Here is a 23,687-nt window from a genome sequence, read left to right as displayed (position 1 = left end):
GCGGGGAGGTGTGGGTAGGTTTTGTTCGTGGGGGCCCGGGGGGGGGGCGTGGGGGGGGAAAACCGCGCGCCCGGGGGGGGGGGCTCCGCGCGGGCCCCCAGGACGAGCGGGAGAATGCGTGGGGGAGAGAGAAGGGGGAAGTCGTCCAGACAGGGGCGGCTACGGCTGCCCAGGTGAATCGTCGCTGTCAATGGTGATGCGGATGTCGCGGTCCCTCGGCGGGTTCACCAGGACGCCGGCGGCCAGCATGACGTACTCCCCGTCCGCGTCCGTCGCAGTGATCCCGCCACCGACGGTGATGTGGCCGGTGGGGTCGCGGTCGATGATGCTCTGCGCGAGCAGGCTGCACCAGGCGCGCACCGCGTCGGCTTCGCTGTCGTGGTCCTCTTGCCGGCGGGCTTGTCCCGGAGTTTCGACGAGGACGGTGTAGGACATGACGGGCCTTCCTTTCGTGGACAGAGCGTTGATCCGATGCGTGGTCCCGCGACGGCGCTCGTATCGGTGCGACACGGCGCTGCCGGGCGGGCTGGTTCCTGTGCACCGCGGGTTCGTCTGGGGCGGCCAGCCCTTGCCCCGCAGGGGTCGGCCGAAGGCCGAGGCTTGCCGCCCCGGGCGGTTCCGCGGCATCCTTCCTCCAGCCCGCCCGGACGGCGCTGGCGGTGAAGATCCGCAGTCACGAAGAAGGACGCGGCTCGGCATGGCGAGGCGCGGGGGCCTGCCCGCAGCCCGCACTCGAGCGGAGACGCCCAACGCGCTGGGGCGCCAGGATGCTGGGTTCGCCGCCGTGTCGCAGGGGCAGACGGGGCGGTGCACCTGCTCCGAAGGCGGTGGACCCGCGGTGGGCGGCTGGCTACAGGTCGAGGACAGGGAGAGGTTCGGCTTGGATGTCGAGGGGCGGGTCGGGCGAGGACAGGATGTCTGGGTCGAGCGCGGGACCCTGGGTTTCCACCGCCGTGATGGGGCCGACTGTGGGACCGCGCAGGCGGTCGACGACCGGGGCGGCTTCCCGCAGCGTGAGGAGATGCTCGCCGACGACGAGGGGCAGGTTCGCGGCGCCCCGCGCGGCGAGCAGCGTCTGCAGGTCCGGCCAGGCGGTGCCGGACACGGGCACGACGTCGCTGGCACTGATCCGCCGTGGGTACTCGCCTGCTTGCGCGGGCTGAAACTCGTAGATCAAGTCTTCTCGCGTGGGAAAGGCACGCAGAACGACACCCCCTGGCGTGTCAGCATCGTCGATCGTGGCGATCAGAGCGCCGTAGGTGAGATGCGCTGGGGCGGTGGGGGTTCCGACGCCGGTGTCCTTGGCCGTCAGGACAGGTCTGGCGTGCTCCACCGGGGTGTCGATGAGGCGCGACTGCTGGCCGCGCCAGGGATGGCCGGGCAGGTCCGCGACGTCCGGCCGCCACAGGTAGTGCTCGCCGCCGCGGCTGGGGATGACCATGCGGACGGTGCCGGTGGCACCGGGCAGGCCGGGAGGTCCCTTGATCGCGATGCGAGATCCGGCGCGGGGAGCGGTATCGGCGACGGCGTCGGCGAGGTGCCCACTGGCGTCCAGAAAACGGTGCTGCCGTTCGGTGATCGCGATGCTGCGCAGAGAGGACAGGTCAGCGACGACTGCGCGCAGGGCGGCGTCGGAGCTGGGATCGATGTGGCCGGGAACGGTGACGCTGCGGCCGGAGAGCACCACGAGACCCTCGTGGTAAATGCGGTAGGCCACGACCAGAGTCGGATCTGCGGATGGTTCGGCTCGGGCAGCAGTGGCGGCGGTGATGTCGATCCGGACGTTTCCGTCCGGATTCTGCCAGGTGCGCAGGGGTGGATCTCCGTGTAGAAGTCTGCCGTAGGTGGTGGGGGCCATGGCGGCGAGATCGACGCGGCTTGCCCGCCAGGGACGCAGCCGGGCATCGCCTGCCACGTGCGCGGGGGTGAGCATGGCGTACACGGCGACGAAGTGCGGTTGAGGTGCGGCGCGTCGCAGCTGGTCGTGCATCTGCTGGGTGAGGGGGAACGTCAGGTGACCGTCGAGTTCCTCAAGGCGGGCCTGGATCTGCAGTACGGGCGCCTTCATCTCGTGGAACAGTTCGGCGGTGACCGTGCGGGGCCCTAGGGGGCCGAGGGTGGGACGTAGCCGCCACCAACCTCCCGGAGCGGTGATCTTCACAGGGGCGGGGTCGGCCAGGTAGGCCGCGGGTACGGGGTCCGGCCTACTCATGGCCGACTCCCGTCACGCCGGGCGGTGTGGGCTGTGGGTGAGCGCACGGGAACGGACGGATGCCTACGGGAGGCACGAGGGTGACGCGCGGCATGCGGGGCCCTTCGACGGCGGCGTGTGCCTGATGAAGTGCCGGCGCCTCAACGAGCGGAATGGCTTTGGAGGTGGCAACGGGGGCCAGCGGCAGAGGGGCCAGGCCGTGACGCCATTCCTGGGGTCCCTGTGACCGTGGGCCGAGTACCAACGTGATGAAGACCGATAGACGCCGGGTCCGAGGATGCCGGCTTGGATGGCCGGGAGATAGCACCGTTACAGGGCACCGTTTGCGAGCGGATGACCGTCAGGTGCGGTCGAGTCTGTCGCGGCGAGTGTGCAGCCAGTCGGCGATTTCGACGGGATCGAAGCGGAGGTGTTTGCCGATTTTGAAGCCGGGGGGGTCCTCGCCGGTGGTGCGCCATTTGTAGAGGGTGGCGAGGGGGATGGCGAGGTGATGGATGAGGTCGGCGGGGGTCCACAGCGGGGTTCCGCGGCGATCGTCGGTGCGGTGCGGTGCGGTGGGCGGCGTGGTCCAGGGGATGGTGCGGCGAGTTTCGAGCCAGCCCAGGATGTCCTGTTCGTCGTAGCGGACGTGTTTACCGAGGCGGCGCCCCCGTGGTCCGTCACCGGTGTGTCGCAGGCGGTAGAGGGTGGAGATGGGTAGGACGACGTAGTCGGCCAGGTCCTGGACTGTCCACAGAGGTGGCGGTGGTGGTCGGTAGGGACGCTGCGGGGGAGTGATCATGGTCCGAGGGCAAGGTCGGGGGTGGGCGGGGAAGGGAGCTCCGCCGCGGTGGGGAGGTGCAGGTGGGAGCTGAGCGGCACACCCTCCAGGGCGACGGCGCGTTCGAGGATGGTCGGTGGCCAGCGGGCGGCGAGGGTGGTGCAGCGGTCGGATGAGGTGGGCAGGGGGAGACCGGCGAAGTCGTGCAGGGCCTGGGTGGAGGCGAGGCGCAGGTAGCTGCGCAGGTGGGCGGACGCCGGCGGGATGGGTGGGGGGAGCACGGTGTCGTCGGGGAGGTCGACGAGCTGCGCGGGGTCGACGTCGGGGTCGGCGAGGCGGCGGCGTAGGGCGGGCAGGTCGTCGACGGTGCGGATGAGGTGCTCGTCGAGCAGGAGGCGGTGGTGATATTCCTCGGGCCGGCCGAGGAGCCAGCCGTTGCGTTCGCACATCGCGGTCAGGGCGGTGTCGCTGAGCTCGGTGATGCGGTCGGGGAAGGGCTGCAGGGTGCGGGTGACGGCGCGCAGGTCGGTGGGGTCGAGACGGTGGGGTCCGAGGGCGGCGAGTTCGGTGGCGACACCGGGATGGGTGAGGTGCAGGACGCCGATCGCACGGCCGATGGCATCGGGGTTGTGACCGAGGTGGTGGCGGATCCAGTGGCGTCCTGCGCGGCTCGCGGTGAGGACGGCGGTGAGGTGGTCCACGGCGGCGGGCAGGCCCTGCCAGCCGACGAGGTCGCGGCGCACGGTGGCTGGGCGGGTCGGGCGGCCGGGCAGCGTGGCGGGAACGGTACGCAGGTCGGCGGCGGGGACCGCATGGGTGAGGCCGTTGAGGAGGAGGGCGAGGCGGGGCAGGTCCGGAGCGGTGTGGGCGGTGAGGTTGGCGAGGCGTGCGCGGGCGAGGTAGAGCTCGGCGCCCACGAGGAGGTCGGCGTGGCGTAGTGCGTTCCATGCCGGGGAGCCGTAGGAGGTATCGAGGTGGGTGGGGGTGGGGGCGATGGTGAGGATGAGGCTGCCGATGCTGGTGGCGGCGCGGCGCAGGGTGTCGCGGGCGATGCTGTGACGGTCGGCGGTGGTGTTGATGTGGAGGCGTTGCGCGGGGCGGTGCTGGTTGGCGAGGCCGTCGGGAAGGTCGGCAAGGGCATCGGCGAGTCGGCGGGGGGCGAGGGTGGTCGGGCGGGCGTCGGTGGTGGTTTGGGCGTCGGCGACGGCGGCGTCGATCTGGTCGGTGGTGGCCTGGACACCGGCGGGTGCGGGTCCGTGGTCGGGCCACATGCTGGTCTGGCGGTCGGGGAGGTGGTGGCTGCGGTCGACGGGCCGGTGGCGGGGTGTGGGGCTGCTGCGGTGCGGGGTCATCGGGGTTTCGGGGGCAGGGCGCGGCGCTGGCGGGCGAGGCGGGTAGCGCGCAGCCGGGTGGCGGCGGCCAGGGTGCGGAGGTCGACCGGGCCGACGGCTGGGGCGAGGATCCAGCCGTCCAGGCGTTCCCGGATTTCCCACGTCCCGGTCGAGGTGCGTAGCGCGACGACGCCGCGGGAGGCGAGCTGAGCGAGGAGGCGGCTGGCCTGGGGGTGCAGGTCGGCGTGGACGCGGGCGAGGGCCTGGCGTCCGAGGCGAAGCAGCGGAGTGGGGTCGCCGCCCGGCCGGTCGGGAAGATCGAGGATGAGCGGGTGGTCGAGTGCCGCGGTGTTCCAGGCGGCCTCGGGTCCGGTGGATGTCATGGCAAGTCGAGTCCTGTGGGTGGCGGATCAGCCAGGTCGAGCAGCGGGGAGTCGGGCCACGGCGGGTCGCTGTCCGCCGCGGTGGGCGGCGCCGCGTCGGGTGCGTCGGCGTCGAGATTCAGGTCGGGGGCACCGACGTCCCGGCCGAGGTCACCGGGTTCCTGCCCGGGAGCGTCGGGCGCGGCAGCGGGGGGCTGTTGGACGGGGGTCTCGTCGCCACCGGGCGGGACTGGCGGGGTGGGCGCGGCGAAAGGGAGCCCGGGTGGGGGGAGCGGGGGAGCGGGATGGCTGCTGGGGTCGGCGAGCCGGTCGTGGAGGTGGCGAGCGGCGAGTGCCGCGATGGTGATCGCGGGCTCGCGGCCGGTGAGCAGTCCCGGGACACGGGCGGCAAGATGGCGTTGCAGCGTGTCGATGGGCTGCGTGAGGGCGGCGGTGAGTAGGTGAGCGGAGACCCGGATCCAGCCGTGGTGGGGGTCGCCGACTGTGGTGGTGTCACCGGTGGGCGTGATGCTGGTGGCGAGCGGCGGCGCCGCCGGGAGGACGGGTTCCTGGCCGGTGCGCGCGTGCTCGTGGTGGAGGGTCGCGATCTCGGCGCGTTGCGAGCCGGTGTAGGCGGCCAGCACATCCGGGTAGGGGCCGCGTAGGAGGAGGGCTGTGGCGGTGACCTGGTGGAGGTAGCCGTACCAGGTCATGTAATGCGGTCGGGCGGGTGGCTCGCGGGATGTGGGTGGGGCCCAGACGTTGGCCGGGATCGCGCGGGGAGGGGGGCGGATCTCGGCGATGAACCCGATGACATCACCGACGTCGGTGAGCGCGGGGAGGTAGCCACGGCCGGCCGGGCCGACCTCCCAGGTGAGATGGGCCCAGCCGCGGGCGCCTTTGGATTCGGGCCACAGGGTCGCGACGCGGACCGTGGCGGCGGGCGGGGGGCGGAATGGCAGATCGATCAGCGTGCCGTGTAGCAAACGGAAGCTGGACAGCGGCGGGGGCACGGTCATCGGTCCGGGTCCTCGCGCAGCTCATCGTGATGTGGAAAGCGGGGTGGCGGAGCGATGTCGGGGGAGGCGGGCAGTTGGGCGAGTAGTTGCCGGATCCGCTCGCCCGGCCCGGCTGGGTCGACGTCGACGGTGTCCGGGAGGTCGGGTAGGTCGGGCGGCTGGGTGACGGGCTGGGGGGTGATGCGGGCTCGGGCGGCTTGGCGGGCGAGGGCGCGACGTGAGAGCCGTTGGCCGGTGGCGCGGGCGTGCAGGTCGACGTCGCGGTACCAGTAACGGCCGTACAGATGTGCCGGGGGCAGCGTGTTGTGCAGGAGCAGCGCCTGCCCGGGCGCGACCTGGCGTAGCAGCGCGGCGGGCACCAGCTCGAGACGGGTGGGGGCCCGAGAGACGCTGCGCCGGCCGGCCTGGCCGCCGAGCAGTCCGGGGTTGTCGGTGGAGGTGCTGGTCTGCACCACGTGCTCTTGGCCGAGCAGGGCGGCGGCGTAGTCCAGGGTGGACCGATCCGACTGCCCGGCAAAGAAAATCTTGGTGATGGCGTTGGAGATGATGATGTCGGCCTTCGGTCCGTAGGCGGCGTCGATCTGCGCTTTGGACTGGTAGACCAGCAGCAGTTGGATGCCGATGCCGGCGCACGTCGAGATCCGCCCGGGCAGGTTCTGTAGCGGCCAGTTGCCGGCTTCGTCCATGACGACGAGCAGCGGCGGGTCAAGAGGGATGTTCGTGCGGCCGACCTGGGCGTAGGCCTGGCGCATGAGGTCGTCGAGGAGGCCGCCGAGGACCGGGGCGAGGCGTTCGGCGTCGTCCAGATCGGCCGCCAGATACAGGGTGTTCACGGACTGGCCGTCGGGTCCGCCGTCGAGTAGCCAGTCGAGGCTGAGGTGGGAGTCGGCGGCGGAGGCGACGACGTCGGGTTCCTGCCAGGGCTGGATCATCTGCCGGGCGACGAGGTACGTCGAGGAGACCTGTTTGCGGTCCCCGGCCCAGATGCCGGTGAAGGCGCCGAGCACCTGGGTGCCGTCCTCGGCGATCTGCGGGTCGAGGTGGCTGGCCAGCGGGGTGAGCAGGGTGCGGACCGGGTCGCGTTCCATGCCGACGATCCACCGCACCACGGTGTCCATGCCGAGGCCGACCGCTGCCGCGGTCCAGAACAGTGTGCCGAGCAGCTCTTCGGCGGCCGACGTCCAAAACCCCATGTCCCCGGAGCCGGCCGACGTCCACGCGGTGGCGTTGACGATGGAGCGGGCGGAACGGCGCGCACCGGCGAGGGTGCGGGCGGCCTCGAGCGGCGACCATGAGGCGGTGGGCTGACCGGTGGCCCTGGTCGGGTCGAACACGGCGACGTCGCCGCGGCGGCGTCGGGCTTCGATCGTGGCCCCCAGCAGGTCGTTCTTGACGGACAGGGCGATGAGCGGCCCGTCCCATTCGAGAATCGCGGGGATCGCCAGCGCCGCCGTCTTGCCGCACTGCGATGGGCCGATGACGATCGTGGTGCCGCGTTGGCCGCGACGCCGGGCTGCGGCCCGGGCCCGTCGGCGGGGCACCGCCGGGTCCAGCGGACGGTCGGAGTCCTCGGTGGCGATCAATCGGCTGCGGGGGCGCGGCCCGAGCCGACCGAGCACCATCCGACCGCGCGTCGGTCCACTTACCCAGAGCGGGAGCAGGTCAGCCGGGCGGGCCAGGCGGGCCTCCGGGTCGACCCCGAGCCGGCGCCGCGCGGTGACTCCGACCCCGGTGACCATCCGGGTTGCCGCCCACCCGCACAGCAGACACAGCACGGCGAGCGGCACCGCCGTCAACGCCCAGTAGCCCACCGGGCCCGGCAGTGCGGCGGCAGCCGGCTGCGGCCAGGCCGCCGCCGGCCGGCCCGGCTCGGCGGCCAGGTCCGGGAGGGCCACCAGCGCGTCGAGGACGCCGACGTGCAGCGGATGATGGCTGCCGAGCAGCAGCGCGGCGAGCTGCGCACCGGCCCAGACCCCGGTGGCCAGAAGCGTCCCGGCCATGACCATCGCGACGATGGCGATCTCGGTGTCCATCTCGAGACCGAGACCGAGTGCGCCGTGGCCGTCGCGGCTCATGCGGCACCGGCCAGCGCAGGGCGCCGCAGCGACCCGGGGGAGGGAGCGCCCGTCGGCGGGGGCGTCGAGGTCGGGGTGGTCAGGGCAAGCACGCCGGACAGCTCGCTGATCGCCCGGCGGCGACGCAGCCGCACCGCCCGGTCGGTGATCCCGTCGCGGGCGGCGAGCTGCTGGCTGGTGAACCCGTGCACCCCCATGTCCAGCAGCAACTGGACGCTGGGCTGCGACAGGCCTGCCCGCCGGCCCGCGGCGAGCAGCCCCACCAGCTCGAGCAGCGGATCGGTCGGACCGTCGTTGCCGACGTCGGCGACGGTGGCGGTGGCATGCCGGGCCAGGAAAGAAGGGGAGAGCAGAACCGACATGCGGTCCGCCTTCCGCGGCCTGCCGAACACGGCACGCTCGCTGTCCAGCAGAACGTTGATCCACACCTTGGCGGGACGGCGGACGACCGGGTAGGTCGTCACCACAATCCACGCCGCGGCCACCAGCTCACCGAACGCCGTGTCGAGATCCAGTCCGCCGGGGCGGGCGTGCGCCGCGGCCTTCGACACCAACGCGGGCAGCATCCGGGCGATCACCACCCGCGCCGCATCGACGTCCCCGGCCACCGCCGCCTGCACGAGGAACAACAGACGGCGATCCGCGACCACGGCCTGCACCGCCGGGTCCCGACCGCAGCCGTCGATGACCTCCTCGACGTCGGTCAGGGGCGCCATCAACGCCGACACCGACTGCCAGCGGTCTACCGCGTGCGCCGCACGGTCTGTCTGCGACCAGGCGGCCCAGTCGCGCAACCACCTATCCAGGACCGGCGACGCGCGATGCGTGTTGCGGGGAGAGGCGGGTCGTGAACCCGCGGAAGTCCTGTCCATGCGGGGGACATTTCGCCGCGGGGTCCCGGAAACGTTCCCCGCAACGGTCCCCGCATCTGTCCTGCCGAAAAAGACGCGCAGAAGTCTCCGGGCTCGACGCGTTGTTCGACGGGTTCCGCCGATCGGCATTCCGTATGGAAACCCGGCCGGAGTATGCCATCTCGTACGAACGGGACATCTACGAGCGGTATCTGGCCGGCGAACAGACGCCTTCCCCGGCGGAGATCGACTGGTGGAGGCCCCTGCTCGACTGGGTCCGCACGCTCACCCAGGAGGGCAGAAGTCTCCAGCGAGTACGCATCGTCGACGACCCGCCCACGGCGTACCAGCGGTTCAGCCTGTGGGGCGGCCAGTGGAACATCGAGGCAGGAGAGCGGATTTCCTACCTGCGCCGTGATGCCGCACAGACCCTCGGCCTCCCGACCGGCGACTGGTGGCTCCTCGATGACGCCACCCTGGTGCTGCTCGTCTTCAGCGACGACGGCGACCTCGTCGGCCAAGAGGTCGAGCGAAACCTGTCGGTCGTAGCGAAGTATCGCCACTGGCGGGACGCCGCCGTAGCGGCCGGGATGACGACGGCCGGTGTGACCGGCAGCGAGGGAGGTGACTGAGTCGTGGAGTCCACACGCGACTGGCTGACACAGCCCGGAGGGATCGCGGAACGTCTCCTCGGCATGCGCAAGGCCGCCGGACTGACCGGCGAGGTGCTGGCCACGAACCTCGGCTGGCCGCGGTCGAAGATCTCGAAACTGGAAAACGGCCGGCAGGCGCCCAGCGAGCTGGACGTGCAGGAGTGGACCCGGGCGTGCGACGCCGACACCGAGGCCACACACGCGCTGCTCGAGGAACTCGCGGCCGGTCGCGCGCGGCACCGCCAGTGGCGCCACGAGCTGCGCCGAGGACAGGTGGCGCTGCAGAGCGATCTGGGCACGCTGCTGCGCAGTGCGTCCCGGGTATGCAATTTCGAGATCATGCTGATCCCCGGGCTGGTCCAGACCGCGGGGTACGCCCGGTACCGCGTGCTCGAGAACGTTCGCGTCTACGGGGCCAGTGCCGACGAGGTGGACGCGACGGTCGCGGCCCGACTGGCGCTCCAGGATGTGCTCCACGATCGAACCAAGGCGTTCGAGTTCCTCTTCAGCGAGGCGGCGCTGCGCGCGGGCCTCTGCCCGCCCGATGTGATGGCGGCCCAGCTCGATCGCCTGCTTGGACTGGCTGGGATGCCGAACCTCACGCTCGGGATTGTGCCGTTCGGTGCCGAGCCGTCGATCGCGGCGCTCAACGGATTCCTGATGGTCGACGACGCCACCTTCGTCGAGACGTTCGCGTCGGAGATCCAGCTACACGGCGAGGAGTCGGCGGCCTATGAGCGCATCGCGGGCCTGCTGCGGGACGCCGCACTCACGGGCGAGCAGGCGCGCGAGATGATCCTTCGGGTTCAGGCCGGGCTGCTTCGTGCGGAGGCACAAAACTTCGGGGAGAGCCGAGAAGGATGACGAACGACGAGGGCACGCGCCCCTACGTGCTCGCGAGCTGTGCGATGTCGGTGGACGGCTACATAGACGACGCGACGCCGGCACGGCTGCTCCTCTCCAACGAGGAGGATTTCGACCGGGTGGACGAGGTGCGGGCGAGCTGTGACGCGATCCTGGTCGGGGCGGAAACGATCCGCCGGGACAACCCGTGCCTGCTGGTCCGCTCGCAGCAGCGTCGGGACGCCCGAGTGGCCGCCGGGCTCCCCCCGAGCCCGGCGAAAGTCACGCTGACAAGCACCGGTCGCCTCGACCCGGCGGCGAGCTTTTTCGCCGCGACCGTCGGCGACGCGCCCCGCCTGGTGTACTGCCCGTCATCGGCCTTGGCGGCGGCGAAGGCGATCGGCGACGTCGCCACAGTGGTCGACGCCGGTCCCGACCTGAAACTGGCCGAAGTGCTGGCCGACCTCCATCGCCGCGGGATCGGCCGACTCATGGTGGAGGGCGGGACTCGTGTGCTGACCCAGTTCCTGACCGCGGGCCTGGTGGACGAGCTGCACCTGGCGGTAGCGCCCTTCTTCGTCGGACAGCCTAAGGCACCGCGGTTCGTCGCCGACGGCTCGTTCCCGTGGAACGCGAACCGACGCATGCGACTGGCGGAGGTGAGGCAGATGGGCGACGTAATCCTGCTGCGATACCTACCGCCGACGGCGTCGGAGGAGTAGGTCGAGGCCGCCGGCTTGACGCGAAGCGCAGATCAGACAGGCCGGGACGATTGATTCCTCTGGCCAATCGGTTGCCGCAGCCACCGGACTGCCGCCCCGGCACAGGGGACCGTCTTCTCATGGCCTTCGACAGCGATCCCCTCAGCGAGTTCAACAAGGAGTTCAACAAGTCCCGCCCGCCGGACGCCCTGGAGTACGCCAACGCTGCACGTGACGCGATCAAGGGGGTCGAAGTTGAGGCACTGGAGGGCAGGGATCGCCTGCTCTACGCCATCGCGGCGAGTCTCCTGTCGCTGGCTTCCAGCGCCTACGACCTCGATGGCAACGCGGGAAAGGTCGTGACCACCCTCCGAGACAAGCTGTAGGTCGCTGAGCGGCACACGCCGTCGGCATGAGCGACGTGCGCCGCGTTGCTTGCGGCGACGGACCACCGCCTCGACCGCTCGTTCGCAGAGCGCGTGGTCGAGGCGAACTGGTCGCTCATGGGGTCCGACCACTACGAGCTCGCCTACGAGATCCACGTCGACCGACGATCCTGGCTGCCTTGTCGCGCGCATGGCGCGCGACTCCCTTCGATCTCGGTCCAGTCGAGCGATCCCCTCGGAGACTTACGCCGATAGTGAGGTGATCAGTGAGATGAGTGCACAGATGCCATCCCTGGACCACTGTCGGCGCGTTTTGCATGCATGTTGGATGACCATCCGGATATGCCCGCTATATCCCACGACGTTGGCAGCGTGATGTCACTGGTATCCGCCCATAAGCCGACCGACCTGACCGATTCGACAAGTCCAGAAAACCTGACTGGCCCGTCGCCGACAGCCACCAACACGGGTGCGAGTTGGTGCGGATAGTGCGCGCCGGAGCGCATCGTGTCGTTACGGCTCTACCGTGAGGGAGGACCGATCTTGCCCCGGAGGTCATCGCCTGTGACGAATCGACACCTCGACGAGGCGCTACAGCGCGCCGGCTGGACCCCCGAACGTCTCGCCGCCGCCGTCAACGCCCGCCTGGCAGCCGACGGGCACACCGAACACACCGTGCACCCGAAAACCCCGTGGAAATGGCTGCGCGGCACGGTCCCCCACCCGCCGCTGCCCGGCTACATCGCCGACGCGCTCTCTGAACGGGTCGGGGAGACGCTGCGCGTCGACGAGCTGGGTCTACTCGCCCCCGCCCGCAATGTCGGCACAGTCCCGGCTGACGACGGTCTCGACACCCCGCACACCGCGGCTGGTGCGGACGCGGCGCTGCGCGAGCTCGCCTCCCGCGGCCCCGCCGACGCCCGGCGGTTCTCCCTGCTGCGCGGCCCGTCGCTCACGCAGCACGCCCACCATTGGCTCGTCTCCGACACCCCGGCGGCCCGCCCGCTCGCCGAAGCCGCCGCCGGTGCGGCCGTCGCGACTCGCGGCGTTCCGGGCCGTCATCGAGGCCCTGCGACGTCTGGACGACAACGAGGGCGGCCAGGCCGTTTTGCCGTGGGCAGCCCGCGAGGCGCAGTGGGCGATCGAGGTCCTGCGCACCACCCCGGAGTCCGGTCGACCCGCGATGTACCGGATCGTCGCCGAGCTCATGGAGCTTTCCGGCTGGGTAGCGACAGACGCCGGCCAGCATGCGCTGGCCCAGCGGTACCTGCTCGCCGCGCTGCATGCCGCGCAGGCGGCCGGGGACCGTGAGCACGGCGCCTACATCCTTGCCCTGCTCGGCTTCAACGCCTCCCTTGCCGGTCAGCACCGGGAGGCCGTCACGATCTCGAGTCTGCCCAGGTTGGCCTTCGTAACGCCGCGAGCCTGACTGTGCAGGCGATCGTGAGCGGCTTCGAGGCACGCGCCCGCGCAGCGGCCGGCGACCGGGCGGGCTTCGAGAGGACGCTGTCCCGCGCCGCGTCCCGGTACGACCGGACGCAGCCCGGCGATGCACCGGGGTGGGCGTACTGGATGCCCGATCCGGTCGATCTCGCGGAGACGGGCCGGGCGTTGACGATGGTCGGTCGCCCGCGCCAAGCCATCGAGGCGCTCACGCCCAAGGTGGAGGCGATGGCCGAGTACCCGCGCGACGTCGTGCTCACCCAGGCGTACCTCGCCGAGGCCCACGCCGCCGCCGGCGACCGCGACCGTGCTGTCGACTACGCCGCTCAGGCTCGGGCGGGGCTCGCGGCCGGGATTCAGTCCCCGCGGACCGAAGCTGTGCTCGCGGGGTTCGCCGCCAACCGTGGATGATGGTGAGCCACGGCGAAGGGGTTTTTCCCTGACTCGCACTCGCAGGCACGGGCATCATGTAACCATGAATGTTGGGTCAATAAAATTCGAACTGCGGAACTTTGTGGAAGCTACCACTCTCGATCATCAAGGAGAAATCACTGGGACTCCCGGGGAGCTCCTGTACGAGCACGTGGAGGCCAGCCAGCGTAGTTAGTACCCCAGCCGCTTTTTGTGATCTGGGTGGACTGGCGGCGCGGTTTATGACGACCTGGGTGGCTGTGTCTCGACCAGCTCGGCATGGCCGGCGCGGTGCTCGTGGTCGACGAGACCGGCGACCTGAAGAAGGGCACCCGGATCGTCGGCGGGCAGCGGCAGTACACCGGCACGACCAGGCGGACCGAGAACGCGCAGGTCGCGGTCCATCTCGCCTACTCGTCTAGTGTCCCGGGCCGTGGCGGACGTACACGGGACATCCACCTCCAAGAACGCCTCCTGCCCCAGGAGGCGAAGACCCTTCACCGCGCTACGTCACGATGTAGCGCGCAGGTCTCGGCTCAGAGTGCGGTTCTGGCATTGTCGGCAAGGGTGAGACCACCGCGGTTGCGGCCGGCGACGGAGAGGGTTTCCGTGAACTATTCCGGGCAACTAATTGCTACGGTGCTTACTACGAGGAGTTCGTTGATGCGCTTTTTTCACGCATCAACGCCAACATTCTGGCCCCAGAAAGGCGCTGAATCTCCTCCACCTGGTCGACAAGCGCATGAAATGATGTATCTCTTTCGCGTTCCGGCACCTCTTCCGCTTCATACCGGAATCGGCGAAGGGCTGTCGACATCTCGACGGCAATCGCATGGCTCTCGGCACCCAGACGCTGGTCCTGCAAGATCTGCTGAATGCCCTGCACGACTGCAGCCAGTGCCCCTAGCGCCGCCGTTATCCAGCTGGGAAACCCAGCGGCAACCACGACCGGCACGGCGGACGCGCAAGCGATTGCCCCGGTCGAGGTGGCAAAATATCTACGCAGGCGAAAGCGAGCCTTGCGACTATAACGCTCAGTCATTTTCTCGATTGAGTCGAGATACGCGGCTTGGTTCGGGCGCATGTCATCGGGACGGTAGAGGTCCTCTCTATCGTAGGTTCCTACCAGGCCTGCTCCTTCTCCCTCTTCTTCTTCGAGAAGTAGGGTTCGACTGAAGATCGCGAATACAATGAAGGGCAGCATGACACGGATGATCAACCTCGTAGGAAACGCGCTGACCCGCCAGCGTGAGGCGTCCGCGATTTCCGTCGCAAACAGATCGGGCTCGAGGCGGAGGAGTCCGTCACAGGTCGCGCGATGCAACGACCGGCGGCGCGCTTTCATCGTACTACCTCCAATACAATCGTTGATCTTCTATTTGCGCTTACCTCCATGTGTTGCGCCACATCAGGCCCCACTGCGCGCCACCCGCGAGAGAATTCGTTCCGACGAACCACGAATTTTCCATCGACCTCCTGGGCCAGATCCAGGAGGCTGTCCGGAGCCATTTGCGGACCCTGCGTCGGCCGACGAGGTCTTCAGTCGAGCGCTTCGTCCCCCGTCTGTCAACTCCGCCGGGGCTGGTCACGGACTCGGCCTCTCCGCTGAGTTCCGCGGCTGTCCACCCACCCAGGAAACGTAAAATCCGGCTTTGGGCGCCATTTCAAGATTCCAAGTATTGGATTGGCGTTTGCCGCCCGCTCCTGCCCGCTGCGCTTGCTGAAAGACGCGGACAGGGCCAAGCTAGGATAAATGACGGAGTCGGGCGCTCGCATGCCAGACAAGGGGAGCCACAGGAGGAAAAATGGTTGAATGTATTCCTGCAAAAGACATTCATCGCGGTCAATATATTGCAGCACGAAACTATCCACAAGAAGGCGGGCTCTACAACGCGCTTGTTCTTGAAGATGCAACGCTTGACGATAAAAACATCGAATCATTGTGATTACTGACATTGGAATTTTCCTATATACCCCAGGCACGACTATTGCGATTACGCAGCCAGGCCCCAAGGAGTTTTTCCTAGAGGCGGCAAGTTGGACCGAACAGAGCTTCTACTCGTACGAGGAACTCGGCCTTCCCGCACGGAGGTAGGAACCTTTTCTGGGTTACCATAATCCCATCTCCTCGCCGGTCACCTCAGTGGCGGTGCGCGCCAGTTCTTCAATGATCTACCCGGACGCGACCTCTGGTGTGTATTCATGTCCGTGGAACGGTCCCAGTAACACGTGTTGGTCAATTTGCCGCTTCACCTGCGAAACTAGTAGGTCCGGTCGCTCACCAGCGACCCGCTGCACGTTCTTTCCCGCAGCGATCTGATCTCGAGTACACGACGACGGGCCTGCGAGATCGAGCCGAAAGCTACCATCTATGACTACTCGCCATGCGGGCGACCTTGGGCGCCGGGCGGGACGAGCGCCTCAGTGGGCCGGGCCAGCGCCAGCGGGGCGGGATGGCCGCCACGGCAGGGGGTTACCCAGCTCGCACGCCTCGCGCGAACCGGCGGCAGGTGACCACGGGTGGTGATAGCCAGGAGGAATGGACGATCGTCAACGACTTCTCCGGCTTGTCTCGCTGGTCGCCTGGGCCGGCGAGCCGGGCTCGAACTCCTGTGGCCTGCGGTTCGCGAACGGAGACGATGAGCTGTGGTGGAACGGGTCCGGCACGGAATGGGCCGAGATGGCCGAGCGCGGCGAGGAACCACCGGTGCCGCACGGGGATGCCCACACCGCGCTGTGGGCGTTGGAGTCGTGGTTCGCCGGAGCCGTGGGCGGGCTGACCAACCCGGCGCGGTACAATATAGAGGTGCGGGAGTTCCCCGGGGTGGCCTATCAGGCTGTCGCGGGCCTGCCTGACGAAGTGCTGGCCATGCTGGGTCGGATGATCAAATGCTGGCTCCACCTGCCGCTCGACGTCGACGTCGTGGAGGTCGCCCGGCGTTGGGCCGAGGACGTGAGGGCGACCGCGTGGCGCACGCTCGTCGGCGAGTACGACGACCACTACGACCGCAGCATCCCACCCTCGCTCCGACCCGGATGGGCCCTCCGTGACGCTCGCGGCCAGTGGCTCTCCGAGGATTGCCGCCGGCGCTCTCCCACGGGCGCAGACTGATTCCTCGGATCTTGGCGCGCGGTTGAGCGCGGTCCGGCATCGTGGTCGCCGTGGCTATCCGGAAACCGCAGCCCTTTGCGCCCACCGCTCGGGTCGACGACACGCTCGCCCTGTCCTACCTGCGTGGGCGATGGATGCGCTGGGCGATGTCGACCCCAACACGCTGGACCCGGTGGGCAAGGTGATGTACGCCCAGTCCGCCGCCGCGATCGCCACGGGCATCTCCGCCCGGGACAGCCGCGCTGACCTGAACCGCGCGCAGGACTACCTCCTGATCCTCGCCAACCGCAGGTAGGTGGGGGCGGTCGTGGGCGCGCCGCGGACCGCGAGCAGGTGTGACAACGGAGCCAGCAGGTACGCGTCGTCGTGCCCAGCGTCGCTGTCCTATCGGCCTGGAGGCCGCGGTTGCCGACCTGGCGTCGGCGGCAACTCGGACGGATGTCGCGGTGACTCGACAACCGGCCCTTGCCCCGGAGATGGTCGACGTGGAAATGCTCGCGCCAACGCTGCGGCCGCAGACGTGGGCGTGGAGGCCGCCCTGGCGCTCGGCTCTCTCAGTGGGAACGGTGTGGGCGTGCCTGCCGCACGGACTGCAGCGATTTGATCAGGTGGATCAAGGCTGAGAATGTCGTAGAGGACTGCGGCTATGCGGGTGGCCGACGCGCCGGGGTGGGCGACGATGCGGTCGCGGCCGGGGACCAACCGCTGGTCGAATGTCGACAGGGCCGTGTGCAACGTCGCCCTCAGGTCGGCGGGATCGCGAAGGAGAGGGGATGCCGCGCGGAGTGCGGCGATGGGCGCCGCGGGGTTGATCTGATCGCCCTGAACGGGAACCGCGATGCTCGGTCGTTCCAGGATCCCGTAGTACAGGCACAGGGAGCTGTGGTCGATGATCGCGACGTCTGCAGCGGCCAGGTAGGGAGCCCAGCTCTCGTCCGGGCCGCACACGATCAGCCCGCTGTCCGCGAGGGGGTTCAGTCGCTGGCGCCACAGTCGCGGCCCGTCGACGCCGTCCGCGTGCCACAGATGCGGATGCATGCTCAGCAGCGTTGCGTACCGGTCGCCTAGTGCGGCGGCCGCGCGGAGACGAGGCAGGCCCGCGCCGCCGTCGCCGCCCATCAGGCCGTGGTCTCCCCAGGTGGAGATGAACAGCACTGCCGTCTGTTCGGCGCGGATGCCGAGAAGGTCGCGGAACTCGTCGCGTCGGCTGTCGGCCTCCAGCAGCCGGTCTGCGAAGACGTCTCCTACGACCCGGATACGGTCGGCGAGTTCGGGGACCCGGCGGACCGCACGGTCGCGGACCGTGTAGCTGGATTCGAGCATGGCCGCGTAGAGCGGCTCGCCCATGCGTGGACCGTCTTGCCGGATCGCCCACAGGCGACCGTAGGTGAAGTCGTCGTCGAGGACCTGCTTGCCGGCCCCGATGCCATGCTGAATGTGGATGCAGGGGACATCGTCGCCGAAGCGTTCTCGGGACCCGTGGGTACCGAACAGCGCGAGATCCCAGTCGCGGCGCACGGCGCGCTCGAACGGAATCGGGGTGACGCGGTGGTCGGAGTCAGCGACGAGGTGGTCGATGGCGTCCTGGACGCCGGCGTTCATCCCGTCCGGCGCCTGGGTGATGAAGAACCGCAGGCGTTCGTCGGCGGCGAGGATTTCGTAGTGCGCCCGCACGTAGCTCGTCGACAGGCGGGGGTGAGCCACCAGTACGACGTCACGGCCGCCGCCGGTGCTCATCGAGCCCCTTCCTCGACTGGCCCCGGCCGGTGGCGGCGAGCGGGCCTGATGGCACGCTGCTGGGCGTGGACTCCCCTGTGGTCGTCGTGGGCGTGGTCAACGTCCAGCAGACGATTCCCGTCGACGGCTTTCCCGTCGCCTACGCGCCCGTTCGCTACGTGCCTCACGGTCTGCGACTGGAGGTGTCGGGAGTGGGCTGCAACGTGGCGCGGGCACTGGCCGCGCTGGACCGTCCGGTGCGCCTGGCGACCATCGTCGGCCGTGACACGGCGGGCGTGCTGGCGCGAGATGCTCTGGGGCGGGCGGGGCTGGTGGGAGACGGCATCGTCGACCACGAGCACACCGCGCAGTCCGCGGTGCTCGTGGACCCCGATGGGCGACGTCAGATCAGCACGGACCTCAAGGACCTCCCGACGTTCCACTACTCGCCGGCAGTGTTCGCCCGTCTTCTCGTCGGGGCGCAGGCCGCGGCCATCTCGACGATCGGCTTCGCGCGGGGGCTCCTTCCCGTCGCGGACGAGGCGGGCGTTCCCATCGCGGTGGACCTGCAGGCGACGCCCGGCCTGGAGGACACCTACTCCCGGGACTGGGTGGAACGGGCCACCATCGTCTTCTGCTCGGGGGAGAATCTCACGGTCCCCCCGGAGCGCTTCGCCCGGGACGTCTTCGCGCTCGGCCGGGCACGAGTCGTCGTTGTCAGCCTCGCGGCGGCCGGCTGCGTGCGCTTCCTGTCCGATAGGCCGGCACGCGCCGTCCCGGCCGTCGCGCCCCTCGGGGTGCGCGACACCACCGGCGCCGGCGACGCGCTGTTCGCCGCTTTCCTGCACTACTGGCTGCGCTCCGCAGACCCGGACGACGCGGTCGACCGGGCCGTCCTGGTGGCCGGCTGGACGGTGGGATTCCCCGGGACAGGGAGCTATCCCACCCACGACGACATCGCCGAGGTGCGTTCCCGGACGCGGTGACATCCGGTCCCCCCTCACGGCAGACGAGCGATGGTCGCACTGGCCGCGTCGATCAGGCGTACCCGTGTTCCCGCCCACACGGAGACCTGATCGTGGTCGACCCGTACGGATCCGGACTCGTTGACGAGATAGAACGCGGCCGCCGTATCAAGGCTGCCTTCTGGGTAGTAGGCGACGACCCGGACCGGCTCCTCGTCGGCCAGGCCGATCAGCGACCGGACGCGGGCGAGGACCTGGGGCGCCGCCGCGAGCACCGGCGCCGCCGAGGGCTCCGAGAGCTGGGTGAACACGACGACAGGCAGATCGTGCGCCGGACGGTAGGTCCGGACATGGGTGGTGCCCAAGACGGGCGTGCCATGGCCCTGGTCGGCGTCCAGGACAAGCTCGCTTGTCAGGCTGGACTCGTCCGACGACTGGCTGGCAGCGCCGGCGCTGCCAGCCAGTGCCGCCGTCGACTCCGCCACGGCGGTGGTCAACGCCCGCTGTAGGGGGCCAGCCAGAACGGATGGAAGGGCGGCCGACGCCCTCGCTGCGCCGACCAGCGCGCCACTGAGATCCCGAGCCCGCGATAGCAGCCGAGCCAGATCGTCTACCGCCCGCAAGACCTCCTCCCGATTGAGGTCCATCCCGGGCGACGAGGTGACGACGCGGTGCGCTTCGGCGAGGGCGTCGACCGCCTGGCGGGTCAGCCGTACACCGGAGCGCGTGTAGTCCCCGGCGGGGAACCGGCGCACCGGTTGGCCCAGCCGCACCTCGACTACGGCCGTCCCACCGGGTTCTCCGACATCCACCGTGCCGCTGGTGCCGACCGTGATCTGCGCGAACTGGTCCGGCCCGGTCCCGTACCAGGGCCGGTAGAGGAACCAGCCCGTGATGGTGCTCGTGGTGTCCGGCACCGCAGACTGGATCGCCGGTATCAGTCGCTGCAGCGCCGTTCGCTGGTCGGCCCAGGGACCGTCGCTCAGTTCGCCTACCAGCACCACTGGCTGCTGTCCCGGAAGCAGCCATGCCCTTACGTGCGCGGCTATGCCGGGCACGTCTATCACCGTGTCGAGTTGAGCGCCTTCGTGCACCATGTTGATGCCTCCCTGCGAAGCGATCCTCAGCCGGCAATTCGGCGGCCTGCGCCGCCTCGTCTGACAGCATCCTTGGCCCACGTGATCAGGACCTCGCGAACCAGCCGAGAAAACGTGTTGAGATACATGGGCGCGTCGTCGGCCGTCCACGTATCGCGATATTCTCCCGAGAGGAGGGAGGCCGGTATCCGCTCCAGAGGTACGGCATCGTTCGGGAGTGGCGAAAGCGGCTCTCTTGAGGGTGGACCCATGTAGCCCTCGGGCTCCCTGCGACGTATCTCCCGGTTGAGAAGCGGCGGATTGCCCAGCGGTTGAGGAAAAGGCTCCCCGCCGTGCAGGCCCTGCGAGCGGAGTTCGTAGATCCTGTTGAAGATCGTCTCCAGGTTGTCCCACTCGATCTGGCCAGGCGGTTCGGGTCGCAGGTCGAAGGGCTGAGGCGTGAACTCCGCGACGAACGCACGAAATCGCGCCGTCCCCTTGAGGTGTTGAAGGCTCGGCGCCACCTTCTTGAGGAAGGCATCCCCGCCCTGGTCGACAAGGATCTGCGCCAGCTCGGGATCCGCGGTCCGAACCACCTCCACGGACCGGGGCTTCTTCCACCAGTGCGACGCGGCCGTCTCGAGGGCGGAGATCAGCAGCTGCCAGGCCAGGTCGGTGTCCGTGTCCGCTATCCAGAGCGCGTCGCGGACTCGGGATGCGGCCCGGACGAGGGTCGTCGCGGCCAGGCCGTCCAGCCCCGTGAGCATCGTCAGAATGCCAGTAGCCTGATGCAGGTCGATCGAGCAGGGCAGGATGCGCGGGCGTTCCCCAGATCGTGGGCCGACCCAGGCCGGCGCGCGGTGGCCGTATTCGTTCGGTGTGCCCAGGGGATCGAACTGCGCTCCGAAGACACGGTAGTGCCCGCCCGTGCGGATACGGGCTCCTGTCTGCAGGGAGAGCAGCGCTGCCATCTCGTCTTCAAGCAGGAGTCCGGTCGATGGGCTGGGGAGGCGCACGGGCCCGGCCGGGTCCTTCTTCGGGTCGGGGTTCATGATGCGAGCGATGATGATCGGACCCAAGGACCCCTCGGGGTTACCTGGGAGGACGCTGAAGAGGCTCACAGGCCCCCACAAGCCAGACGATCCGTTCGCATGAGAATCCGAGTAGAGGACGTACTCGGCGCCCGAGCCGCTGCCCCGCGCAGGGCCAGCCTCGTCCCATTCCTTGTAGATGCTCCAGATCGCCGGAGCGCGGCTTTCTTCGACCTTCGGCTCTGCAGTCACGTTCCCCCGGTTTCGTTTCAGACGAGCGCGTTGCCTCTGGTCGACGCCGACGTCACGGTGGGCGCCCTCCTCACGCCGGCGGGTGGTCGAGGTTCAGCACGGCCGCGGACGCTTCGGTCCTCCCGATTGGGCGCCCGTCGGCCTCGGCGAAGCCGAGCCGCCAGGCGATGCGGGCCCCGAAGGCAGGGGTGATCTGGTCGGGCGGCGTGCTGCCCGCGATCAGGGTGGGAAGCAGGTGGGAGTTGCGGCGGTCCGCCACCCGGTCAAGGACGTGGTCGACGTCCCGGCTGCCCGCGGCGGGCAGGCGCAGGAGTGCCAGCGGGGCCGACCCGAGGTGCTCCGCGTACCGGCCGAGGTAGGTGTCGTGAGTGTCGGTGGCGCCCCAGGACCCGAACTCGTGGCGGACCTCCCGGGTGCGGTCGGGATCCGGGTCGCCGGGGACAGACAGCTCGTCGAGGAGCCCGACCGCCAGCGGAGAGAAGTCCGCGGTCTCGCCGGCGAGCAGCGCGGTGGTAGCTCGGTCCGCGACGGCCACCGCGAAGGCGTAGGCGGCGCGGAGCTGCGCGGCGTGGATGTAGAGAACATCGCCGGGGGGGTCATCAGTCCAGGAGCGTGCTTCAGCGACGAGGGCGGGCGGTCCGGCGGCCTCCAGGGAGCGCCACGTGTGGCCGCCCCACTCGGGCCGAACCGCGTCGAGCCACCACGAACCGCCAGGATTTTCCACGGGATCAGTCAACCATGTCCCCCGCCGCAAACGATCAACGCGGTCGTCTCCGTAGCACCGGACTGGCCGACGACATGCGGGCTATTCGGCTCGTGGGCGAGCGCGTGGCCCCGGGCGCCGGGCGGGGTGAGCGTGTCGGTGGGCCGGGCCAGCGCCAGCGGGGGTGGAAGCGGGATGGCTGCCACGGTGAGGGGATACCCGAGTTACCTCCCGCTGACTGGTTCCCCGGTCTGCTCGCCGCGGACGGTGGTACCCATGGGCCATGGGTGACCCGAGCGGCTGGGAGACGCCGGAGGGCGAGCCGAGGGCGGTGTGGCGCGTCGCGGGCGTGGCGTCCTTCCCTCGCGCGGTTCTCCTTCCACGGCGGCACGAAGACGAGGCTCTACCGGACATGTGCGTCCGGACGATCCCGGCGTGGCGTCGGCAATTCCGCCAGGTCCTGCCACGGCACGGAGGGCAGGATTGCTGCTGGTTCCACGGGGGCGACTGGCACGTCGTCTCCGGCCTGGCCGTGCGGCTGCTGCGCGAGGCGTCCAGTGACGGCACCGAGGACGACATCGAGATCTCCAGCCGGATGATGACCGCCGCGCGAGCCGAGGGATTGGCCGGATGGGCCTGGGAAGCCTTCGAGTCCCTCGTGTACTTCCCGATCAATGTGGACGCCGACGGATACGTCAACGGTCGACATCGCGCCTCGGCGATGATGGCCGCCGGTGTTCGGAAGACGGTGGTGCAGGTCCTGGTCTTGGACGGGTAGATCTCCGCGTAAGCCTCGGCCGTGGGCTTCATCGATCCGGGTGCGCGGCAAGCATGCGATCCCAGTCCTTGATCGCAAGCGCCAGGTGCGTCACCTGCATCGTGACGAGCAGGAAGTAGTCGCCTCGTTCGGTCGGCCACGGCGGCCCTGACTCCAGCGAGAGATACACCCGGATGACCACGGCGTCATCGGTCCGATCGGCGAAGCTGAACGCGAGGTTGGGCTCGGTGAAGGCAAGCAGACGTCCTGCGCCACCGCCGTCGAGCGGAGTAGGTGTCACCGAGCCGTCGACCACGCCTCGAAGCCAGTCGCCGATTTCCCTCGCTTCCCACGAGGTCAGACACGGATCTAGGAATGACCAGCCGCGCCCGTCCTCGGCCACAACGTCGCCCGCGACGACCAGCCAGTTCGCGTCCCAGTCTTTTCCGGTGCCGTCACCGGCAATCTCGGGATACTGATAGTCGACGATGCGAAGATCGATACGCGCGCCGCCATCGGTTCCGAGCCTCATCGCCTCGCCGGTCATTAGTCTCCCACCACATGGATGCATCATTCCCCTCTCAGCGAGACGTGTGGAACACACGTTATCAATTGGTTCATTGATGCTTTTCCGGATTGTAGGTCCAGGTCTCCTCGCGATGAGGCTGTCAGGCGTACTCGCTTCTGCGGTCAGGTCGCGGCGAACGCGCGGCGGTGCTCCGCGAGGCTGCGCCGCGGTGTCGGGCCGGCGCAGATCTCCAGCAGCCGCGCGACGGGCCAGCTCACTCCGACGCGCTGCCGGGTCAGATACAGCGCCAGGTGGCGGGGTTCGCCGTCGTCGAGGAGCAGAGCACCGACCAGGCGACACAGCAGTCCCATGGCCTCTCGGGGGGCGGTCAGGGTCGCGGGGTCGATCGTCGTGTGGAAGGCCAGCAGGGTGTCGCCGACCAGCATGTCCGCGCCAGCCCCGGCGCCGGCGGGGCTGGCCAGGACGGGAGCGGCCGCCCGGGCGCGCAGGCGGGCGAGGG

Annotated in this window: 26 protein-coding genes and 2 pseudogenes; 12 read left to right on the top strand and 16 right to left on the bottom strand. The window is 69.5% G+C overall.

Annotation, left to right across the window (positions count from 1 at the left end):
- Positions 1-159 precede the first annotated feature (159 nt).
- From ND748_RS07780 to ND748_RS07745, 8 genes are all read right to left on the bottom strand, one after another.
- Positions 160-435: a hypothetical protein gene (locus tag ND748_RS07780; RefSeq protein ID WP_251744984.1), complete on the bottom strand. Its 276-nt coding sequence runs from the start codon at positions 433-435 to the stop codon at positions 160-162.
- A 415-nt stretch (positions 436-850) separates the two neighbouring features.
- Entirely contained in the window at positions 851-2,212 is a 1,362-nt protein-coding gene (locus ND748_RS07775; RefSeq protein ID WP_251744983.1) for a hypothetical protein, read from the bottom strand.
- A 340-nt stretch (positions 2,213-2,552) separates the two neighbouring features.
- Positions 2,553-2,993, bottom strand: a complete 441-nt coding sequence (locus ND748_RS07770; protein WP_251744982.1) for a helix-turn-helix domain-containing protein — start codon at positions 2,991-2,993, stop codon at positions 2,553-2,555.
- Positions 2,990-4,324: a hypothetical protein gene (locus tag ND748_RS07765; protein WP_251744981.1), complete on the bottom strand. Its 1,335-nt coding sequence runs from the start codon at positions 4,322-4,324 to the stop codon at positions 2,990-2,992. The genes ND748_RS07770 and ND748_RS07765 overlap by 4 nt, the downstream gene beginning before the upstream one ends.
- A complete protein-coding gene (locus ND748_RS07760) occupies positions 4,321-4,686 on the bottom strand; it encodes a hypothetical protein (protein WP_251744980.1) in 366 nt (121 codons plus the stop codon). The genes ND748_RS07765 and ND748_RS07760 overlap by 4 nt, the downstream gene beginning before the upstream one ends.
- Positions 4,683-5,684: a hypothetical protein gene (locus ND748_RS07755; protein ID WP_251744979.1), complete on the bottom strand. Its 1,002-nt coding sequence runs from the start codon at positions 5,682-5,684 to the stop codon at positions 4,683-4,685. The genes ND748_RS07760 and ND748_RS07755 overlap by 4 nt, the downstream gene beginning before the upstream one ends.
- On the bottom strand, positions 5,681-7,759 hold the full coding sequence (locus ND748_RS07750; protein ID WP_251744978.1) for a type IV secretory system conjugative DNA transfer family protein: 2,079 nt from the start codon (positions 7,757-7,759) through the stop codon (positions 5,681-5,683). Before ND748_RS07750 ends, ND748_RS07755 begins: the two co-directional genes overlap by 4 nt.
- Positions 7,756-8,553: a sigma-70 family RNA polymerase sigma factor gene (locus tag ND748_RS07745; RefSeq protein WP_251744977.1), complete on the bottom strand. Its 798-nt coding sequence runs from the start codon at positions 8,551-8,553 to the stop codon at positions 7,756-7,758. Before ND748_RS07745 ends, ND748_RS07750 begins: the two co-directional genes overlap by 4 nt.
- A gap of 53 nt (positions 8,554-8,606) precedes the next feature.
- Between ND748_RS07745 and ND748_RS07740 the strand changes: the two genes are divergently transcribed.
- The 4 genes from ND748_RS07740 (at position 8,607) to ND748_RS07725 (ending at position 11,193) form a co-directional block, all read left to right on the top strand.
- Positions 8,607-9,242, top strand: coding sequence for a DUF6879 family protein (locus ND748_RS07740; protein WP_374215871.1), 636 nt, complete (start codon positions 8,607-8,609; stop codon positions 9,240-9,242).
- A 3-nt stretch (positions 9,243-9,245) separates the two neighbouring features.
- Positions 9,246-10,127 carry a helix-turn-helix transcriptional regulator gene (locus ND748_RS07735; protein ID WP_308205607.1) on the top strand — a complete coding sequence of 294 codons (882 nt, stop codon included), beginning with the start codon at positions 9,246-9,248 and terminating at the stop codon, positions 10,125-10,127.
- A complete protein-coding gene (locus ND748_RS07730; protein WP_251744974.1) occupies positions 10,124-10,828 on the top strand; it encodes a dihydrofolate reductase family protein in 705 nt (234 codons plus the stop codon). The genes ND748_RS07735 and ND748_RS07730 overlap by 4 nt, the downstream gene beginning before the upstream one ends.
- Before the next feature lie 119 nt (positions 10,829-10,947).
- Positions 10,948-11,193: a hypothetical protein gene (locus ND748_RS07725; protein ID WP_251744973.1), complete on the top strand. Its 246-nt coding sequence runs from the start codon at positions 10,948-10,950 to the stop codon at positions 11,191-11,193.
- Positions 11,194-11,991: 798 nt separating this feature from the next.
- Here the strand turns inward: ND748_RS07725 and ND748_RS07720 are convergent.
- Entirely contained in the window at positions 11,992-12,162 is a 171-nt protein-coding gene (locus ND748_RS07720) for a hypothetical protein (protein WP_251744972.1), read from the bottom strand.
- A gap of 55 nt (positions 12,163-12,217) precedes the next feature.
- Between ND748_RS07720 and ND748_RS07715 the strand changes: the two genes are divergently transcribed.
- The 3 genes and pseudogenes from ND748_RS07715 to ND748_RS07705 form a co-directional block, all read left to right on the top strand.
- Positions 12,218-12,622, top strand: coding sequence for a hypothetical protein (locus ND748_RS07715; protein WP_251744971.1), 405 nt, complete (start codon positions 12,218-12,220; stop codon positions 12,620-12,622).
- Positions 12,623-12,624: 2 nt separating this feature from the next.
- On the top strand, positions 12,625-13,047 hold the full coding sequence (locus tag ND748_RS07710) for a hypothetical protein (protein WP_251744970.1): 423 nt from the start codon (positions 12,625-12,627) through the stop codon (positions 13,045-13,047).
- A 288-nt stretch (positions 13,048-13,335) separates the two neighbouring features.
- A pseudogene (locus ND748_RS07705) lies at positions 13,336-13,464 on the top strand (transposase); the annotation flags it as partial.
- Between the two features lie 229 nt (positions 13,465-13,693).
- On the opposite strand, the gene ND748_RS07700 reads toward ND748_RS07705, so the two are convergent.
- On the bottom strand, positions 13,694-14,251 hold the full coding sequence (locus ND748_RS07700) for an SLATT domain-containing protein (protein WP_251744969.1): 558 nt from the start codon (positions 14,249-14,251) through the stop codon (positions 13,694-13,696).
- A 601-nt stretch (positions 14,252-14,852) separates the two neighbouring features.
- Between ND748_RS07700 and ND748_RS07695 the strand changes: the two genes are divergently transcribed.
- The 3 genes from ND748_RS07695 to ND748_RS07685 all read left to right on the top strand — a co-directional run bounded on the left by ND748_RS07695 (position 14,853) and on the right by ND748_RS07685 (position 16,454).
- The gene (locus tag ND748_RS07695; RefSeq protein WP_251744968.1) at positions 14,853-14,993 is read left to right on the top strand and encodes a hypothetical protein; all 141 of its coding nucleotides are present in this window, start codon (positions 14,853-14,855) and stop codon (positions 14,991-14,993) included.
- A gap of 593 nt (positions 14,994-15,586) precedes the next feature.
- Positions 15,587-16,159: a hypothetical protein gene (locus tag ND748_RS07690; protein ID WP_251744967.1), complete on the top strand. Its 573-nt coding sequence runs from the start codon at positions 15,587-15,589 to the stop codon at positions 16,157-16,159.
- Between the two features lie 130 nt (positions 16,160-16,289).
- A complete protein-coding gene (locus ND748_RS07685; protein WP_251744966.1) occupies positions 16,290-16,454 on the top strand; it encodes a hypothetical protein in 165 nt (54 codons plus the stop codon).
- An 89-nt stretch (positions 16,455-16,543) separates the two neighbouring features.
- Here ND748_RS07685 and ND748_RS07680 read toward each other — a convergent pair whose 3' ends face one another.
- The gene (locus ND748_RS07680) at positions 16,544-17,896 is read right to left on the bottom strand and encodes a CDP-glycerol glycerophosphotransferase family protein (RefSeq protein WP_251744965.1); all 1,353 of its coding nucleotides are present in this window, start codon (positions 17,894-17,896) and stop codon (positions 16,544-16,546) included.
- 77 nt (positions 17,897-17,973) lie between these two features.
- Here ND748_RS07680 and ND748_RS07675 point away from each other — a divergent pair, with 77 nt between their 5' ends.
- The gene (locus ND748_RS07675) at positions 17,974-18,861 is read left to right on the top strand and encodes a carbohydrate kinase family protein (RefSeq protein WP_251744964.1); all 888 of its coding nucleotides are present in this window, start codon (positions 17,974-17,976) and stop codon (positions 18,859-18,861) included.
- A 14-nt stretch (positions 18,862-18,875) separates the two neighbouring features.
- Here the strand turns inward: ND748_RS07675 and ND748_RS33875 are convergent, their stop codons facing one another.
- The 3 genes from ND748_RS33875 to ND748_RS07660 all read right to left on the bottom strand — a co-directional run bounded on the left by ND748_RS33875 (position 18,876) and on the right by ND748_RS07660 (position 21,923).
- Positions 18,876-19,937, bottom strand: a complete 1,062-nt coding sequence (locus ND748_RS33875; RefSeq protein WP_285901755.1) for a hypothetical protein — start codon at positions 19,935-19,937, stop codon at positions 18,876-18,878.
- 26 nt (positions 19,938-19,963) lie between these two features.
- Positions 19,964-21,199 carry a hypothetical protein gene (locus ND748_RS07665; protein WP_251744963.1) on the bottom strand — a complete coding sequence of 412 codons (1,236 nt, stop codon included), beginning with the start codon at positions 21,197-21,199 and terminating at the stop codon, positions 19,964-19,966.
- 70 nt (positions 21,200-21,269) lie between these two features.
- The gene (locus ND748_RS07660) at positions 21,270-21,923 is read right to left on the bottom strand and encodes a hypothetical protein (RefSeq protein ID WP_251744962.1); all 654 of its coding nucleotides are present in this window, start codon (positions 21,921-21,923) and stop codon (positions 21,270-21,272) included.
- A 391-nt stretch (positions 21,924-22,314) separates the two neighbouring features.
- Between ND748_RS07660 and ND748_RS07655 the strand changes: the two genes are divergently transcribed.
- Positions 22,315-22,680 (top strand): hypothetical protein, encoded by a 366-nt coding sequence (locus ND748_RS07655; RefSeq protein ID WP_251744961.1) that lies wholly within the window; start codon positions 22,315-22,317, stop codon positions 22,678-22,680.
- Positions 22,681-22,708: 28 nt separating this feature from the next.
- On the opposite strand, the gene ND748_RS07650 is transcribed toward ND748_RS07655, so the two are convergent.
- Both ND748_RS07650 and ND748_RS07645 read right to left on the bottom strand, forming a co-directional pair.
- Positions 22,709-23,206: a hypothetical protein gene (locus tag ND748_RS07650; protein ID WP_251744960.1), complete on the bottom strand. Its 498-nt coding sequence runs from the start codon at positions 23,204-23,206 to the stop codon at positions 22,709-22,711.
- 143 nt (positions 23,207-23,349) lie between these two features.
- Positions 23,350-23,687, bottom strand: a pseudogene (locus ND748_RS07645) (hypothetical protein); the annotation flags it as partial.

The sequence above is a fragment of the Frankia sp. AiPs1 genome, assembly GCF_023716945.1.
In the GTDB taxonomy this organism is placed as follows: domain Bacteria; phylum Actinomycetota; class Actinomycetes; order Frankiales; family Frankiaceae; genus Frankia.
This window is presented reverse-complemented; position numbering and strand designations above follow the sequence as displayed.

Coding starts and splice junctions, on each gene's coding strand:
- ND748_RS07685 (WP_251744966.1), top strand. CDS start 16,290: ATGGATGCGCTGGGCGATGTCGACCCCAACACGCTGGACCCGGTGGGC.
- ND748_RS07780 (WP_251744984.1), bottom strand. CDS start 435: ATGTCCTACACCGTCCTCGTCGAAACTCCGGGACAAGCCCGCCGGCAA.
- ND748_RS07650 (WP_251744960.1), bottom strand. CDS start 23,206: ATGACCGGCGAGGCGATGAGGCTCGGAACCGATGGCGGCGCGCGTATC.
- ND748_RS07725 (WP_251744973.1), top strand. CDS start 10,948: ATGGCCTTCGACAGCGATCCCCTCAGCGAGTTCAACAAGGAGTTCAAC.
- ND748_RS07680 (WP_251744965.1), bottom strand. CDS start 17,896: ATGAGCACCGGCGGCGGCCGTGACGTCGTACTGGTGGCTCACCCCCGC.
- ND748_RS07750 (WP_251744978.1), bottom strand. CDS start 7,759: ATGAGCCGCGACGGCCACGGCGCACTCGGTCTCGGTCTCGAGATGGAC.
- ND748_RS07755 (WP_251744979.1), bottom strand. CDS start 5,684: ATGACCGTGCCCCCGCCGCTGTCCAGCTTCCGTTTGCTACACGGCACG.
- ND748_RS07730 (WP_251744974.1), top strand. CDS start 10,124: ATGACGAACGACGAGGGCACGCGCCCCTACGTGCTCGCGAGCTGTGCG.
- ND748_RS07655 (WP_251744961.1), top strand. CDS start 22,315: ATGTGCGTCCGGACGATCCCGGCGTGGCGTCGGCAATTCCGCCAGGTC.
- ND748_RS07760 (WP_251744980.1), bottom strand. CDS start 4,686: ATGACATCCACCGGACCCGAGGCCGCCTGGAACACCGCGGCACTCGAC.
- ND748_RS33875 (WP_285901755.1), bottom strand. CDS start 19,937: ATGGTGCACGAAGGCGCTCAACTCGACACGGTGATAGACGTGCCCGGC.
- ND748_RS07770 (WP_251744982.1), bottom strand. CDS start 2,993: ATGATCACTCCCCCGCAGCGTCCCTACCGACCACCACCGCCACCTCTG.
- ND748_RS07765 (WP_251744981.1), bottom strand. CDS start 4,324: ATGACCCCGCACCGCAGCAGCCCCACACCCCGCCACCGGCCCGTCGAC.
- ND748_RS07695 (WP_251744968.1), top strand. CDS start 14,853: ATGGTTGAATGTATTCCTGCAAAAGACATTCATCGCGGTCAATATATT.
- ND748_RS07700 (WP_251744969.1), bottom strand. CDS start 14,251: ATGCTGCCCTTCATTGTATTCGCGATCTTCAGTCGAACCCTACTTCTC.
- ND748_RS07775 (WP_251744983.1), bottom strand. CDS start 2,212: ATGAGTAGGCCGGACCCCGTACCCGCGGCCTACCTGGCCGACCCCGCC.
- ND748_RS07690 (WP_251744967.1), top strand. CDS start 15,587: ATGGACGATCGTCAACGACTTCTCCGGCTTGTCTCGCTGGTCGCCTGG.